This is a genomic window from Aliivibrio fischeri (genome assembly GCA_038993745.2).
GTDB classification, from domain to species: Bacteria; Pseudomonadota; Gammaproteobacteria; order Enterobacterales; family Vibrionaceae; genus Aliivibrio; species Aliivibrio fischeri_B.
Genome location: CP160629.1, coordinates 2489554 through 2506758, shown reverse-complemented (window position 1 = coordinate 2506758; position 17205 = coordinate 2489554). Strand labels below are relative to the sequence as shown.

Genomic DNA, 17205 nt, shown 5'->3' with positions numbered 1-17205 from the left:
CTTTCTGCTACATTGGTTTAGAATTATCACTAATTTGACACACATTTCTGCATTTTTAGGTTAAGCTTTGGCTTAATTTTAACTGCTTATTCATATAATTACGGTAGTAAATACTCACTATGTCTGAACAATTCCAACACGTATCCGTTCTTCTTCACGAATCTATTGATGGTTTAGCTATCAAACCTGATGGTATCTACATTGATGGTACGTTTGGTCGTGGTGGCCACAGCCGTCAGATCTTATCTCAATTAGGTGAGAATGGTCGCTTGTACAGTATTGACCGTGATCCTCAAGCTATTGCTGAAGCAAAAACAATAACTGATCCTAAATTTACTATCATTCATGGTCCATTTTCAGGTCTTAAACAATATGTAGAAGAGCTTGATCTTGTTGGTAAAATTGATGGAGTGTTACTGGATTTAGGTGTGTCATCTCCACAACTAGACGATGCTGAACGTGGTTTTAGCTTTATGAAAGATGGCCCATTGGATATGCGTATGGATCCAACATCAGGCATTCCTGTATCTCAATGGTTACAAGAAGCGGATGTTGAAGATATTACTTGGGTAATTCGTGAGTTTGGTGAAGATAAACATGCGTGGCGTATTGCTAAAGGTATCGTTGCTTACCGTGAAAATGAAGAAAATGAACCTTTAACTCGCACTAGCCAGTTAGCTAAGTTGATTTCTGAGGTTGCTCCTAAGAGTTTTAAAGAGAAGAAACACCCAGCAACGCGTGCATTCCAAGCATTCCGAATTTATATCAACAGTGAGTTAGACGAAATTGATACAGCGCTAAAAGGAGCGTTAGATGTATTGGCACCTGAAGGTCGTTTATCAGTGATTAGCTTCCACTCACTAGAAGATCGTATGGTTAAGCATTTTATTCGTAAAGAAAGTAAAGGACCGCAAGTACCTCATGGTTTGCCGTTAACGGAAGAACAAATTAAAGCATTAGGCAGTGCTAAAATGAAGCCTGTTGGTAAAGCCATCAAACCAACTAAGAATGAAGTGAATGAGAATGTGCGTTCACGTAGTTCTGTTCTACGTATTGCTGAGCGTTTATGAGTAAAGATACCGCTTCACAACCAAGTCTTACAAAACTTATCGGCCTAGACATTTTTGGTGTAGGCCGCCTTCATGCAATTCTACTAATTTGTATCTTTTTGAGTGCTATAGGCGTGGTGTTAGCAACTCATAACACTCGTCAAATGACGGTTCAACGTGAAAACCTGTTGCTTGAAAAAGATATTTTAGATGGTGAATGGCGTAATTTAATTTTAGAAGAAAGCGCTCTTGCTGAGCATAGCCGAGTTCAATCTCGTTCAGTTCGTGAATTAGATATGGAACGTCCAGCGCCAGATAAAGAAGTAATCATAAAACTACGATGAAATTACCAAATAGAAAAAAAAACAATAAGCGTATAACTAAAGCGCCGCCAACTTTTATCCAGTGGCGCTTTGGCGTTATTGTTTTCTTTGTCTTTCTTGCTTTAGCTATTCTTATTGCGCGAGCCGCTTATATCCAAGTTATTGAACCAGATAACCTTGTTAAGCAAGGTGATATGCGTTCTATCCGTGTTAAATCTCTCCCTTCTGCCAGAGGCATTATCTCTGATCGTAATGATGAACAGCTTGCTGTAAGTGTGCCTGTTGATGCAGTTTGGGCTGATCCAGTGACGATCTATAAAGAAGGTGGTTTGGTTGAGATTGAACGTTGGTATGCGCTTGCGGATGTATTAGGACTTAAGCGTAAAGAGTTAATTTCTAAAATTGAAAAAAACAAAAAACGTCGTTTTATTTATCTTCAGCGCCAAATATCTCCAGCGGTTGCAGCCTATATTAAAAAACTAAAATTAGCGGGCATTGGTTTAAAAGCTGAATCACGTCGTTATTACCCAACTGGTGAAATCAGTGCCCATGTTATTGGTGTAACCGGTATTGATAGTCATGGCCTTGAAGGGGTAGAACGTAGTTATGATGGTTGGTTAACTGGTGAACCGGGACGCAGAACTGTACGTAAAGACCGTTATGGCCGAGTGGTTGAAAATATTTCTCTAAAAGAGAAACAAGAAGGGAAGCCATTAACTCTAAGTATCGATCAGCGTTTACAGGCGATTGCTTACCGTGCAATTAAACAAGCAGTATCTGACTTTAGAGCGATGTCTGGCTCAGTTGTGATGATCGATATTAAGACGGGCGAAGTACTTGCAATGGTAAATGCCCTTCTTATAACCCGAACAATCGTGAGCAGTTACAAAGCTTTAGAATGCGTAATCGTGTGATTACCGATACGTTAGAACCAGGCTCTACAGTAAAACCTTTTGTTGTATTAGCTGCTTTAGATGGTGGAACTGCGAACTTAGATACGATTATTGATACTGGTAATGGCATCATGCGTATTGGTGGTAGTCGTGTGCGTGATAGCTCGAAAGTTGGTAAAGCCGATCTAACTACTATCTTGAAGAAATCAAGTAACATCGGTGTTGCGCACTTAGCGTTAGGAATGCCTTTGCAAGAATTGTTAGCGGAATACGCTGCTGTTGGTCTTGCTGACCCATCAGGCTTAAACTTAATTGGTGAGGCCACGGGTATTTTCCCTGATCGTCGTCGTTGGTCTGATTTTGAAATCGCCACATTAGCCTTTGGATATGGTTTGTCGGTTACGCCAATCCAATTAGCGCACGCTTATGCCACATTAGGGGCTTATGGTGAATATAGACCACTTTCAATTTTGAAAACTACGGGACCAACACCGGGTAAGCAAGTGGTTAATCGACAGCATGCAAAAGCGGTATTAGAAATGATGGAAACCGTAACTCAACCAGGCGGTACAGCAACAAGAGCAGCTGTACCTGGCTACCGAGTAGCGGCTAAAACCGGTACTTCACGAAAAGCGGTTCGTGGTGGTTATAGTGATGAATACATGACAGTAACAGCAGGTGTTGCACCAGTTAGTAATCCTCGAATTGCGTTAGTTACTATCGTGAACCAACCACAAGGTGATGAGTATTACGCAGGTCAAGTTGCGGCACCGATCTTTGGTCAAGTAATGAAAGATGCACTACAGATTTTAAATGTAGCGCCAGATGAAAGTACCGTAAAACATATCGATGTATTGAATTAGGAAAGTGATGATGCAGTTATCTGAATTACTGTTGCCTTGGTGCGATTTAAATCAATCTGTGGCAATTTCATCTATGACATTGGACAGTCGCCAAGTTTCTCCAGGCTGTTTATTTGTAGCAATTAAAGGCCATGCAGTGGATGGCCGTCAATTTATTTCGTCGGCAATTGAGCAAGGCGCTGTAGCAGTTATTGCTGATGCTGATAAAGAGAATATTGCTGGAACGGTAAAGATTATCGATAACGCTATTGTTGTTTACATTGATTCTCTTTATACGCAGTTAAGTGCGATTGCAGGAGCTTTTTATCAAGCGGATAAGAGAAACATGCAACTCGTCGGTATCACAGGTACTAATGGTAAAACGACGATTTCTCAGATCATTGCACAATGGACGACATTATTAGAACAACCTGCTGCCGTAATGGGAACAACGGGTAATGGCTTACTGTCGGATCTTAAGCCAGCTTTGAACACAACTGGCAGTCCAATTGAAATCCAACAAACACTGACGGAGCTTGAAAATATCGGAGCTAAACTGACGGCATTAGAAGTGTCGTCTCATGGTTTAGTTCAAGGGCGTGTTAATGCGTTATCTTTTGATGCAGCAGTATTTACTAATTTAAGTCGTGATCATCTTGATTATCATGGTGATATGGCCAATTATGCGGAAGCTAAAAAGTTACTATTTACTTCTCACAATCCAAAACATTCAATCATCAATGGGGATGATCAAGTGGGTTGCCAATGGCTAAAAGAGATGCCTCATGCTGTCGCGGTTTCTTTAAATAAAGAAAACATCTCTTTTCATTCCGGTAAGAAAGTATTTGCGACATCAGTTGTTTATTCAACCGAAGGCATAAAGCTTTCAATCTCTTCTGATTGGGGTGATGTTGCTTTTTCTGTGCCTTTAATTGGGGCATTTAATGCAAGTAATATTCTTGTTGCTTTCGCGACACTTCTTTCTCTTGATTATGACATCAATGCCTTAGCTCAAACTGCATCTCAGTTAAATGCGGTTATTGGTAGAATGGAACTGTTTACTGCTGATAATAAAGCTAAAGTGGTTGTCGATTATGCGCATACGCCTGATGCTTTAGATAAGGCATTACAAGCATTACGAGTTCACTGCGAAGGTAAGTTGTGGTGTATTTTCGGCTGTGGTGGCGATAGAGATACAGGCAAACGACCAATAATGGCAAGCATTGCTGAGCAACAAGCGGATGCGATTATTTTAAGTGATGATAACCCTCGCTCAGAAGAACCAAGCTTGATTACGGATGATATGTTAGCTGGATTAAAAAACGCCGAATTTGCACATGTTATTCATGATCGTTTTGAAGCTTGTCAGTTCGCATTATCTCAAGCAAATGAGAACGATATCATTTTACTTGCCGGTAAAGGGCATGAAGATTATCAAGTGTTAGCGGATAAGACAGTTCATTACTCTGATCGTGAAACCGCACAAACATTATTAGGGCTACAATCATGATAACTATGTTACTTAGCGAAATAGCAAAAGCGTGTGATGGGCGTTTGGTTGGGGCTGATTGTCAAATATCGTCAGTATCAACAGACAGTCGTCTTATTGATGAGCAAGGGCTTTTTGTTGCTCTTATCGGTGAACGCTTTGATGCCCATGATTTTATACCAGCAGTACAAGAGCAAGGAGCAACTGCACTTCTTGTATCAAAAGAAGTCGATACGACACTTCCTCAAGTAATTGTTTCTGATACACAAAAGGCGTTAGGTTTAGTAGCGAAATATGTACATCAAGTTTGTCATACTTTTACATTTGCCTTAACGGGTAGTTGTGGCAAAACCACAGTAAAAGAGATGCTCGCTTCTATTTTAACTCGTTCTGGCGAAGTGTTAGCAACCGCAGGTAACTTTAATAATGAGATCGGCGTTCCGTTAACGTTGTTACGCTCTCAACTAAGTAATGATTTTGCCGTTATCGAATTGGGTGCAAACCACCAAAATGAAATCTCATACACTACTCAGTTAGCACAACCTAATGTTGCACTGGTCAATAATATTGCAGCGGCGCATTTAGAAGGTTTTGGCTCTATTGAGGGGGTTGCAAAAGCAAAAGGCGAGATTTTTGAAGGGCTACAAGAAAACGGTATTGCTATTTATAACCTAGATAGTAATGGCTTACCAAAATGGTCATCACTATTTGAAGGTAAACAAGTCGTTAGTTTTGCTATGGATGACTCTAGTGCTGACTTTTATGCATCAAATATTGAAGTAAATGCGATTGGTGAACCTAGTTTTCAATTAAATACGCCGAAAGGAAATATTCAAGTTTCTTTAGGGATTATTGGTAAGCATAACGTAGCGAATGCCGTTGCAGCTGCTGCGTTAGCCATTCAAGCGCATGCATCATTAAATGACATTCAACAAGGTCTACAAGAGTTGGGTAGTGTGAAAGGGCGTGTTGCTGTCGAAACATTAGCATCTGGATTGAAGGTTATCGATGACACTTATAACGCCAGTGTTCCTGCTATGAAAGCCGCAGTGGATTTATTGGGTGGATTTAAAGGTCAGCGTTGGCTTGTTTTAGGGAATATGGCTGAGCTAGGTGAAGAAAGCCTTGCACTTCATCGTGAAGTTGGGGAATATGCTGCCCCATATCAATTTGAGCAAGTAGTGACATTTGGTGATGATACAAAAGTGATTAGCGAGCTATGTAATGGCCGTCATTTTGAAACACGTTCTGATTTGAATGCATACTTACTTAAAGAATTACAATTAATTAAACATAATGAGGTTACCGTGTTAGTTAAAGGTGCCAACAGTTCACGAATGAGCGAAGTGGTTTCAGCTCTTAAGGAGTGTCAGTAATGATTATTTGGTTATCCAATTTTCTAGAGCAATATTTTCCATTTTTTCGCTTATTTGAATATTTAAGTTTTAGAGCCATCTTAAGCATTATCACGGCATTAACGATCTCTTTATGGATGGGACCAAAACTGATTGCTTGGTTGCAAAACCTTCAAATTGGTCAAGTGGTACGTGATGACGGTCCTGAATCACATTTTAGTAAGCGTGGTACGCCAACGATGGGCGGCATCATGATTTTAACTGCAATTACAGTGACAGTGTTCTTGTGGGCAGATTTAACTAACCCTTATGTATGGGCTGTTATGTTTGTACTACTAGGCTATGGTGCTGTTGGCTTTGTTGATGACTACCGTAAAGTTGTTCGTAAAAATACAGATGGTCTAATCGCTCGTTGGAAGTATTTTTGGCAATCTTCTATTGCATTAGTTGTCGCTTTTGCTCTTTATGCTTACGGAAAAGATACGGCAGCAACGCAGTTAGTTGTTCCTTTCTTTAAAGAAGTAATGCCTCAACTTGGTCTTGCTTATATTCTTCTTACCTACTTTGTTATCGTAGGAACCAGTAATGCGGTGAACTTAACCGATGGTCTTGATGGTCTTGCAATCATGCCTACGGTATTTGTTGCTGCAGGTTTTGCCTTTATTGCTTGGGCAACAGGTAACGTGCAATTCGCAAACTACTTACATATTCCGCATATTCCGTTAGCGAGTGAGTTAGTGGTTGTGTGTGCTGCGATTGTTGGCGCTGGTTTTGGTTTCTTATGGTTCAACACGTATCCAGCACAAGTATTTATGGGTGATGTAGGTTCACTGGCTCTTGGTGGAGCACTAGGTACGATTGCAGTGTTAGTTCGTCAAGAGTTCCTATTGGTTATCATGGGTGGTGTATTCGTTGTTGAAACGTTATCGGTAATCTTACAAGTGGGTTCATACAAACTACGTGGTCAACGTATTTTCCGTATGGCACCAATTCATCACCATTACGAATTAAAAGGTTGGCCAGAGCCTCGCGTTATTGTGCGTTTCTGGATTATTTCTATGTTATTGGTTCTTATTGCATTAGCGACATTGAAGGTACGTTAATATGAGTGGTTTTGGTGGTGTAAAAAATGTTGTCGTAGTTGGCTTAGGTATGACAGGTTTATCTGTTGTTAAGCATTTACTAAGACAACCAGAAGCGTTAACAATTAAAGTGATTGATACTCGTGATACACCGCCAGGCCATGACCAATTGCCTGAAAATGTAGAACTGCATTCTGGAGGATGGCAACAAGATTGGCTGATTAACGCTGATCTGATTGTCACGAATCCTGGAATCGCCTTAGCGTCACCTCAACTTAAACCTGCCATTGATAAAGGAATTAAAATTGTTGGTGACATCGAGTTATTTGCTTGGGCAGTGAATGCACCTGTTATTGCGATCACCGGGTCTAATGGCAAAAGTACGGTGACTGATTTAACTGGGGAAATGGCAAAAGCGGCTGGAGTAAAAACAGCCGTTGGTGGAAACATTGGTTTTGCTGCTCTTGATTTACTAGAGCAAGATGCGGAGCTTTATGTTCTTGAGCTTTCGAGCTTCCAACTTGAAACAACATCCACATTAAAGCTGAAAGCCGCTGCCTTTCTTAATTTGTCTGAAGATCATATGGATCGTTATCAAGGCATGGCGGATTATCGCCAAGCTAAGCTACGTATCTTTGAGCATGCAGAAGTATGTATTGTTAATCGTGACGATAAACAAACTTATCCTGACGTTGAAAAAACATTAAAAAGCTTTGGATTTGACCAAGGCGATTATGGCTGTATTGAAAAAGATGGCATTGAGTATTTAGCTAAAAATACAGTGCCACTGCTTGCTGCAAATGAATTAGGCTTAGTCGGAAAGCACAATATTGCAAATAGCCTAGTTGCAATTGCATTACTTGATGCCGCTGGTATCAATTTAGATGCAACACTAGATACATTAAGAACTTACAATGGATTGACACATAGATGCCAAGTTGTCGCAGATAATAATGGTATTCGCTGGGTCAATGATTCAAAAGCGACAAACGTAGCAAGTACATTGGCAGCCTTATCTGGTTTACAACTTGAAGGTAAATTACACCTACTTGTTGGTGGTGTAGGCAAAGGTGCTGATTTTTCAGAATTATCACCAGCGCTGCATGATTTAAATTTAATGATGTATTGCTTTGGTGAAGATGGCGACCAATTTGTATCACTTGATCCTCGTTCACTCTTATGTGAAACCATGGATGAAGCCATCGCTACTCTATACCCGACTTTAAATAAAGGCGATATGGTGATGCTATCTCCAGCATGTGCAAGCTTCGACCAATACGCAAATTTTATGGCTAGAGGGGATGCATTCACCCAGTTAGCAAAACAGTATTCAATTGAGAGTTAATTTTGGCATTTGAGCGAATTAAACAAGGGATCTTTTCCATTCAAGATTGGTGTTTAACACCGTCACCTAAAGTCATGTTCGATCGTCAGTTGATATGGATTTCTTTAGGTTTAATGCTTACTGGATTGATCATGGTAGGTTCTGCGTCGTTTCCTATTAGTACACGCTTAACTGATCAGCCTTTTCACTTTATGCTTCGTCACATGTTGTTTGTGTGTTTGGCTCTTGGTGCCTCATCTGTTGTATTGCGAATCCAATTAGATACTTGGTTAAAATACAGTGGCAAATTTTTATTTGTATCCATTTTATTATTAATTGCGGTGTTGCTGGTTGGTAAATCGGTAAATGGTGCTGCCCGTTGGTTACCTCTTGGTATCTTCAACTTGCAGCCAGCCGAAGTTGCAAAACTTTCTCTATTTATTTTTATTTCGGGATACTTAGTTCGCCGCCATGGTGAAGTGAGAGAAAGTTTCAAAGGGTTTGTTAAACCATTAATCGTACTTATCACTCTAGCATTTTTCTTATTATTGCAGCCCGATTTAGGTACCACGATCGTAATGTTTGTCACTACTATCGGTATGCTATTTATTGCGGGTGCAAAGCTTTGGCAATTTATTGCTTTAGTGATGAGTGGCATTTCATTAGTGATTGTTCTGATTATTGCAGAACCTTATCGTATGCGCCGTGTGACTTCTTTCTTAGATCCATGGCAAGACCCATTTGGTAGTGGTTACCAACTAACTCAATCTCTTATGGCATTTGGTCGTGGTAGTTGGTTTGGTGAAGGTTTAGGTAATTCGATTCAAAAGCTAGAGTACCTACCTGAGGCTCATACTGACTTTGTATTTGCTGTGGTTGCTGAAGAATTAGGTTTTGTTGGTGTCACTCTGATTTTGGTTTTAATTTTCGCTTTAGTATTAAAAGCATTACTTATTGGGCGAAAATGTCTTCAACATGATCAACGCTTTGGTGGATTTTTAGCTTTTGGTATTGGGATTTGGTTTGCATTTCAAACTTTGGTTAATGTTGGTGCCGCAGCAGGTATTGTTCCGACAAAAGGCCTAACACTACCACTCATCAGTTATGGTGGTTCCAGTTTGATTATTATGTCAGTTGCCGTATCGTTACTCATCCGTATTGATCATGAATGTCGTCTCTATTTAGAAAATGAGCCTCCTCGGAGTGAAAATGAAGAACAAAAATAAACGTTTATTAGTGATGGCTGGTGGTACTGGCGGTCACGTTTTCCCAGGCCTTGCTGTTGCAAAGCAATTACAAAGTGAAGGATGGGAGATCCGTTGGTTGGGAACCGCTGATCGAATGGAAGCAGATTTAGTTCCTAAACATGGTATTGAAATTGATTTTATTAAAGTCAAAGGCCTTCGTGGGCAGGGACTTAAAAAGTTAATAGCTGCACCATTTCAAATCTTAGGTGCAATATCTCAAGCGAAAAAACACATTAAAGCATGGCAACCAGATGTGGTGCTAGGAATGGGGGGCTATGTAAGTGGTCCTGGTGGTATCGCTGCTTGGTTATCAGGTATTCCTGTTGTATTGCATGAACAAAATGCGGTTGCTGGTTTAACTAATCAATGGTTATCTAAAATAGCAAAACGTGTGTTCCAAGCATTTCCTGGCGCTTTCCCTAATGCTGAAGTTGTAGGGAATCCGGTTCGTGAGGATGTATGTCAATTACCTCATCCAAAAGAAAGATTTGCACAGAGAACTGGCCCTATCCGTTTATTAGTGATGGGAGGTAGTCAAGGTGCTCGTATTTTAAATACGACATTACCAGAAGCATTACCTCAATTAAGTCATGAGATTGAAATTTGGCATCAAGCAGGTAAAGGCTCACAAGAAACCGTAGAACAAGCGTATCGTGATAACGGTATTGCTGATGCGAAAGTAACTGAGTTTATTGATAATGTTGCAGAAGCTTATGCGTGGGCTGATTTATTGGTATGTCGTTCTGGTGCATTGACGGTTTCGGAAGTATCTGCAGCTGGTGTTGGTTCTATATTTATTCCATTTATGCATAAAGATCGCCAGCAAGCATTGAATGCTGATCATCTAGTACAATGTGGCGCAGCGCAAATGATTGAACAACAAGATTTAACAGTTCAGGGATTGGTTGATACACTGAACGGTTTAGAGCGAAAACAATTACTCGAAATGGCATGTAATGCTCGAGACGCAGCAATTATTGATGCTGATGTGCGTGTTGCTAATGCAATAAAAAGCCTCGCTAAATAAGAATTGAGATTAAGAATGACAAAAGAACAGAAACTGCAATTAGCTGAAATAAGAACCATGATCCCTGAAATGCGTCGTGTTGAGTGCATTCACTTCGTTGGTATTGGTGGCGCAGGAATGAGTGGTATTGCGGAAGTACTTTTAAATGAAGGTTATCACATCAGTGGTTCCGATATGGCTGAGAACACAGTCACTGTTCGTTTAGCACAAAAAGGTGCTGAGATCTTCTTTGGACACCAAGCAAGTAATGTTGCAAAAGCGAGTGTTGTAGTTGTATCTACTGCCATTGATCCAAGTAATCCTGAAATTGTAGCGGCGAAAGAAAATCGTATTCCAGTGATTCGTCGTGCAGAAATGTTAGCTGAATTGATGCGTTACCGTCATGGTATTGCTGTCGCTGGTACTCACGGTAAAACCACAACAACAGCGTTAACTACGCAGATTTATTCTGAAGCAGGATTAGATCCAACATTTGTAAATGGTGGGTTAGTTAAGAATGCAGGTACAAATGCACGTTTAGGCTCGAGCCGATTCTTAATTGCTGAAGCGGATGAAAGTGATGCGTCATTCTTACACCTACAACCTATGGTTAGTATTGTTACGAATATCGAAGCAGACCATATGGACACGTATGGTGGTGATTTTGAAACGTTAAAACAAACGTTTATCGATTTTTTACATAACCTTCCATTTTATGGTCAAGCGGTAATGTGTGTTGATGATCCGGTTGTTCGAGAATTATTACCGCAAGTGAGCCGTCAGGTGATTACTTATGGTTTCTCTGATGATGCAGATGTACGTTTAATTAATTATCGTCAAGTTGGTCAGCAAAGTTTCTTTACGGTTCAAAGAAAAGATCGTACTGATTTAGATATTGTTTTGAATATCCCTGGCAAACATAATGCGTTGAATGCTACCGCTGCAATTGCAGTAGCAACAGAAGAAGATGTTGAAGATGAAGCAATTCTTACTGCGCTATTAAACTTTGAAGGTGCGGGTCGTCGTTTCGATCAACTTGGCGAATTTGAAACTGGCAATGGTTCAGCAATGTTAGTAGATGATTACGGTCATCACCCAACAGAAGTTGACGTAACCATTAAAGCTGCACGTGCTGGCTGGGCAGAGAAGCGTTTGGTTATGATTTTCCAACCACACCGTTATAGCCGAACTCGTGATTTATACGATGATTTTGCAAATGTATTAGATAATGTTGATGTATTAATCATGCTTGATGTTTACTCAGCGGGTGAAACGCCAATTGCAGGTGCTGATGGGCGAGCGTTATGTCGTACTATCCGTGGTCGTGGAAAAATAGATCCGGTATTTGTACCAACAATAGAGGCATTACCACCTGTTTTAGCGAATATAATTCAAGAAGGTGACTTAATCCTGACGCAAGGCGCTGGAGATGTTGGTAAATTAGCTAAGCAATTGGCTTCAATGAAATTAAATATTGAAACAATGAAAAAGTTAGGATAATTATTGTTTAATTAGTTAGAACTTCTAATAAAAAAACGAATAATGGGATAGAATCCTCATTGTATTAATAATATGCTATCAGAGTTTGGATAGAGGGTTTTTGCACCCTATAATTATTATATAAATTAATTGAAATGTTATATCTCTATTTTTATTGGTTAAATTGATTGATATGACATTATTTTTGGCATTGTTGTGACGTTAATATGATTAAAGCTGTCAAAATGAATACTTCATTTGATAAAGAAAAAGTAAGAAAACATCTACCAGGTGCTATTTTTCTTTCTTTAGTCGTGATTACTTCGCTTTGGTTGGTTATTTCAACGATAAGTTGGATGACAGATGAAGACCGATTGCCATTATCACATATGATTATTCAAGGGCAGTTGAAGCACATTACGGCTGATGATATTCGTGAAGCAATAGATTCTATGGATTCCATCGGCACTTTTATGACGCAAGATGTGAATAAACTGCAAGATGCTTTATTATCTTTGCCTTGGATAGCCCAAGTATCAGTACGTAAACAGTGGCCTGAAACTATTAAGGTTTTTGTTGTTGAGCATCAGCCTGAGGCAACATGGAATAATCGAGTTATCGTTAATCCAGAAGGTGTTGTTTTTAATGCTCCTATGAGTGATTTACGCGAACCTAAACCTGCGTTATTTGGCCCTGAAACCAGTAGTAAAGATGTACTTGATTTTTGGCACCAATTACAAAAGCAATTTGAACCAATACATGTAACCGTTCATAGCGTAGCATTGACTGAACGATTATCTTGGCAGGTCGTTCTTGATAACGGTATCCGTTTAGAATTAGGGCGTGACTCAAGAGAAGAACGAGTTGAACGTTTTATTGCTTTATATAAACAATTAGAAAGTAAAAAAGATTCGATAGATTATATAGATCTTCGTTATGACACTGGTGCTGCCGTTGGATGGAAATCCGATGATGTAGAAAATAAAGAAGAGAATTGACATGAGTAAAACGCCAGAAGGCAGTATTATTGTTGGTTTAGACATTGGTACAAACAAAGTTTCAGCGTTAGTTGGCGAAGTTTTACCTGATGGCCAAGTGAGTGTTATCGGCTCTGGTTCATGTCCATCTCGTGGTATGGATAAAGGTGGTGTAAACGACCTAGAATCGGTTGTAAAATCGGTTCAAAGAGCGATTGATCAAGCTGAATTGATGGCTGAATGTACCATTACATCAGTGTTTATCTCTCTTTCTGGCAAACATATTGCTAGCCAAATCGAGAAAGGTATGGGGTCAATTTCTGAAGAAGAAGTGACTCAAGATGACATGGATAGCGTTATTCATACTGCAAAATCTGTTAAGATAGGTGATGAACAGCGTACATTGCATGTAATTCCACAAGAATTCTCTATTGATGTTCAAAAAGGGATCAGAAACCCTATTGGGTTATCAGGAATGAGAATGGAAGTTAGCGTTCATCTTATTACCTGCCATAATGATATGGCACGTAATATAGTGAAAGCGGTAGAACGTTGTGGTTTAAAAGTTGAACATATTATTTTTTCTGGCTTAGCTTCAAGTAATGCAGTTATTACAGAAGATGAGCGTGATTTAGGTGTTTGTGTTGTTGATATCGGTGCTGGCACAATGGATATCGCAATTTGGACTGACGGTTCATTACGCCATGCTGAAGTATTACCTTATGCCGGAAATGCAGTAACAAGTGATATAGCTTATGCTTTTGGTACGCCATTTAACGATGCTGAAAAATTAAAAGTAAAATATGGTTGTGCGATAAGTGAGCATATTAATCGAGATGAAACGGTCAATGTTCCAAGTGTTGGCGGACGTCCATCTCGAAGTTTACAGCGAAGAATGCTAGCAGAAGTTATCGAACCAAGGTATTCTGAACTGCTTGGTCTTGTAAATCAGCGAATTGTCTCAATTCAAGACCAATTACGTGCTGAAGGTACAAAACATCATCTTGCTGCTGGTATTGTATTGACTGGTGGTGGGTCACAGATTGAAGGTTTGGTTGACTGCGCTGAGCGTGTGTTCCAAACTCAAGTTAGAATTGGTCAACCTTTAGAGGTGACAGGCCTAACAGATTACGTAAAAGAACCTTATCAAGCAACAGCTGTAGGGCTTTTACATTACGGTAAAGAAAGTCAGCTACATGACGATGAAGATTATGTGCCAAGTAAGAGCCAATCTTTTACTACCGTAATAAAGAAATTTAAAAATTGGATACTAAAAGAGTTTTAACCTGAGCGAACAGGAAGAAACGGAGAGAACAAATGTTTGAGCCGATGATGGAAATGTCCGACGACGCAGTAATTAAAGTTGTTGGTGTAGGTGGCGGTGGCGGTAATGCTATCGAGCACATGGTACGAGAATCAATTGAAGGTGTTGAGTTCATCAGTGTAAATACTGATGCACAAGCGCTTCGTAAAACGAGCGTGAACACCGTTATTCAAATTGGTGGCGACATCACTAAAGGATTAGGTGCTGGTGCAAACCCGCAAGTAGGCCGTGATGCAGCTCTAGAAGACCGTGAAGCACTGAAAGAAGTGTTAGCGGGCGCTGATATGGTATTTATCGCAGCTGGTATGGGCGGCGGTACAGGTACTGGTGCAGCTCCTATTATTGCTGAAGTTGCTAAAGAATTAAATATTCTAACAGTTGCTGTGGTTACAAAACCATTTAGCTTTGAAGGTCGTAAGCGTCTTGCTTTTGCTGAGCAAGGTATCGAAGAGTTATCAAAACATGTTGACTCATTAATTACGATTCCAAACGAAAAATTATTAAAAGTTCTTGGCCGTGGTATTACGTTATTAGAAGCATTTGCAAAAGCGAATGATGTTCTTCGTAATGCTGTTCAAGGTATCGCAGAACTTATTACTCGTCCTGGTATGATCAACGTCGATTTCGCCGATGTTCGTACAGTTATGTCTGAAATGGGACATGCAATGATGGGTAGCGGTATCGCAGTAGGCGAAGATCGTGCAGAACAAGCAGCAGAAGAAGCGATTTCAAGTCCGTTACTTGAAGATATCGATCTTGCTGGTGCTCGTGGTGTTCTTGTTAACATCACTGCAGGTTTAGATATGCGTCTTGATGAATTTGAAACTGTTGGTAATACAGTGAAAGCATTTGCATCAGATAACGCAACGGTTGTTATTGGTACTTCTCTTGATCCTGATATGAGTGACGAAATTCGCGTAACGGTTGTTGCTACAGGTATCGGTACTGAAAAAAAGCCTGAAATCACGTTAGTGACGAATAAAGCAGCGGCTCCTGCTCACTCGGCTCCAGCAGCGCAACCTGCGGTTCAAGCACAAGTAAAACCAAAAGTTGAAGCTCCAGTTGAACCTGTGGTTGAAAAAGCGGCACAAAACGTGCAAGTAACTAAACCAGCAGCACAACCATCTGCGCCATCTACATCACCAGCGGCTGGTGTTCAGAATGCGGGTGCGGCACAAGCTAAGCCAGATCAGAAAGAAGATTATTTAGATATCCCAGCGTTTTTACGACGCCAAGCTGACTAATTAATCATCAAACGATTTGGTTTTATGAAAAATTGTGTGCTAGAATGTCAGACCAGTTCTTAGAATTGGTTTGAAATTAAGCATATTTATAGTTGAGATGAGCATATGATCAGACAACGTACACTGAAAAGTATCGTACAAATGACAGGCGTGGGTTTACACTCAGGCCGTAAAGTTACGCTTACTCTTCGTCCAGCAGCTGCGAACACAGGTGTGATTTATCGTCGTACAGACCTTAATCCGCCAGTTGATTTCCCTGCGGATCCAGAGTCAGTTCGTGACACGATGCTATGTACAGCGTTAGTTAATGATGAAGGCGTACGTATCTCAACGGTTGAGCACTTGAATGCTGCTTTAGCAGGCATGGGCATTGATAACGTTGTTATCGAGGTTGATGCTCCTGAAATTCCAATTATGGATGGCAGTGCAAGTCCTTTTGTATATCTTTTACAATCTGCAGGTATTGAAGAACTTAATACAGCGAAGAAATTCATTCGTATTAAGAAACCTGTTCGCATAGAAGATGGTGATAAGTGGGCTGAAATTCGTCCTTACAACGGTTTCCGTTTAGATTTCACTATTGACTTTAATCACCCTGCGATTGAATCAGATGACCAAAAGTTAGTGTTTGATTTTTCAAGCCAATCGTTTATCAAAGATATTTCACGAGCTCGTACTTTTGGGTTTATGCGTGATATCGAGTACTTACAATCGCAAAACCTATGTTTAGGTGGTAGCTTTGATTGTGCAATCGTACTTGATGATTACCGAATCCTAAATGAAGACGGTTTACGCTTTGATAATGAATTTGTAACGCATAAAGTTCTAGATGCTGTGGGTGACCTATATATGTCAGGTCATAGTATTCTAGGTGAACTTCGTGCATACAAATCAGGTCACGCTTTGAATAATCAGCTACTTCGTGCAGTTCTTGCAGATCAAGAAGCATGGGAGTGGACGACCATTGAGGATGAGCAAGAGTCTCCAGTTGCATTTATGCAGCCAGGAATGGTACTTGCGTAAGTAACACATCATCAAATTAAAAAAGCCAAGCGAATGCTTGGCTTTTTTGTATCTAATATTTTCTTCGTTTTACTTCTTATTTGCTAATGCAGCGAGACTTTCTAAACGTTTTTTTAATTTAGGAGATGCTGTTTCAGCTACCATCTCTAATGCACTTGCAGCAGCAGCAGATAGCTCGCGTTTTGCCTGTTTCTCTGATTTATAAACGACAGGCTTTTCACCGACAAAAGATCGAGCAAGATCAGGATTGATCTTTACTTCTAAGTTAGAAAGCCCAGGTAAGCCGTGCTTACGAAAAACAGACAATAAAGTTAATCTTTCGTAATTTATTCTTGTGGCCCAAACGCTACTTGATACCTCGATCAGCAATGATCCTTGGCGATAATTTGCCACACGGCAATGATTTTCACAGCCTGTAGGCAGTGCATCTTCAAGTACATGAGATAGCTTTGACAAAATGATCGCTTTTTCTTGCAGATCTTTAAAACGAGTATTATTGAAAAAATCGTTTGCCGGTTGTGGTCTATGGTCTCGCATCACTAAAAACT

14 protein-coding genes and 1 pseudogene are annotated in these 17205 nt (G+C 40.1%); 14 read left to right on the top strand and 1 reads right to left on the bottom strand.

From position 1 onward, the window contains the following. Window positions 1–119 precede the first annotated feature (119 nt). The 14 genes and pseudogenes from rsmH (at window position 120) to lpxC (ending at window position 16657) form a co-directional block, all read left to right on the top strand. Complete coding sequence (gene rsmH, locus AAFX60_012005; GenBank protein XDF77371.1) at window positions 120–1070, top strand: 16S rRNA (cytosine(1402)-N(4))-methyltransferase RsmH; 951 nt, start codon at window positions 120–122, stop codon at window positions 1068–1070. After that, window positions 1067–1393, top strand: a complete 327-nt coding sequence (gene ftsL / locus AAFX60_012000) for a cell division protein FtsL (GenBank protein XDF77370.1) — start codon at window positions 1067–1069, stop codon at window positions 1391–1393. Before rsmH ends, ftsL begins: the two co-directional genes overlap by 4 nt. Continuing rightward, window positions 1390–3128, top strand: a pseudogene (locus AAFX60_011995) (penicillin-binding transpeptidase domain-containing protein). Before ftsL ends, AAFX60_011995 begins: the two are co-directional and overlap by 4 nt. A 7-nt stretch (window positions 3129–3135) precedes the next feature. Next, window positions 3136–4617, top strand: coding sequence for a UDP-N-acetylmuramoyl-L-alanyl-D-glutamate--2,6-diaminopimelate ligase (gene murE, locus AAFX60_011990; protein ID XDF77369.1), 1482 nt, complete (start codon window positions 3136–3138; stop codon window positions 4615–4617). After that, complete coding sequence (murF, locus tag AAFX60_011985) at window positions 4614–5972, top strand: UDP-N-acetylmuramoyl-tripeptide--D-alanyl-D-alanine ligase (GenBank protein ID XDF77368.1); 1359 nt, start codon at window positions 4614–4616, stop codon at window positions 5970–5972. Before murE ends, murF begins: the two co-directional genes overlap by 4 nt. After that, on the top strand, window positions 5972–7054 hold the full coding sequence (gene mraY / locus AAFX60_011980; GenBank protein XDF77367.1) for a phospho-N-acetylmuramoyl-pentapeptide-transferase: 1083 nt from the start codon (window positions 5972–5974) through the stop codon (window positions 7052–7054). The genes murF and mraY overlap by 1 nt, the downstream gene beginning before the upstream one ends. 1 nt (window position 7055) lies before the next feature. After that, window positions 7056–8378, top strand: coding sequence for a UDP-N-acetylmuramoyl-L-alanine--D-glutamate ligase (gene murD, locus AAFX60_011975; protein ID XDF77366.1), 1323 nt, complete (start codon window positions 7056–7058; stop codon window positions 8376–8378). Window positions 8379–8452: 74 nt separating this feature from the next. Further along, window positions 8453–9583, top strand: a complete 1131-nt coding sequence (ftsW, locus tag AAFX60_011970; protein ID XDF78943.1) for a cell division protein FtsW — start codon at window positions 8453–8455, stop codon at window positions 9581–9583. Further along, window positions 9567–10631: an undecaprenyldiphospho-muramoylpentapeptide beta-N-acetylglucosaminyltransferase gene (gene murG / locus AAFX60_011965; protein XDF77365.1), complete on the top strand. Its 1065-nt coding sequence runs from the start codon at window positions 9567–9569 to the stop codon at window positions 10629–10631. Before ftsW ends, murG begins: the two co-directional genes overlap by 17 nt. Before the next feature lie 15 nt (window positions 10632–10646). Then, window positions 10647–12110 (top strand): UDP-N-acetylmuramate--L-alanine ligase, encoded by a 1464-nt coding sequence (gene murC, locus AAFX60_011960; protein XDF77364.1) that lies wholly within the window; start codon window positions 10647–10649, stop codon window positions 12108–12110. A 224-nt stretch (window positions 12111–12334) separates the two neighbouring features. After that, the gene (locus tag AAFX60_011955; protein XDF77363.1) at window positions 12335–13087 is read left to right on the top strand and encodes a cell division protein FtsQ/DivIB; all 753 of its coding nucleotides are present in this window, start codon (window positions 12335–12337) and stop codon (window positions 13085–13087) included. A gap of 1 nt (window position 13088) precedes the next feature. Then, window positions 13089–14351, top strand: coding sequence for a cell division protein FtsA (gene ftsA / locus AAFX60_011950; protein ID XDF77362.1), 1263 nt, complete (start codon window positions 13089–13091; stop codon window positions 14349–14351). Between the two features lie 32 nt (window positions 14352–14383). Continuing rightward, entirely contained in the window at window positions 14384–15634 is a 1251-nt protein-coding gene (gene ftsZ / locus AAFX60_011945) for a cell division protein FtsZ (protein XDF77361.1), read from the top strand. A gap of 105 nt (window positions 15635–15739) precedes the next feature. Further along, window positions 15740–16657 (top strand): UDP-3-O-acyl-N-acetylglucosamine deacetylase, encoded by a 918-nt coding sequence (gene lpxC / locus AAFX60_011940; GenBank protein ID XDF77360.1) that lies wholly within the window; start codon window positions 15740–15742, stop codon window positions 16655–16657. Between the two features lie 69 nt (window positions 16658–16726). On the opposite strand, the gene AAFX60_011935 is transcribed toward lpxC, so the two are convergent. Then, window positions 16727–17194, bottom strand: a complete 468-nt coding sequence (locus AAFX60_011935; GenBank protein XDF77359.1) for a DciA family protein — start codon at window positions 17192–17194, stop codon at window positions 16727–16729. Between the last annotated feature and the right edge of the window lie 11 nt (window positions 17195–17205).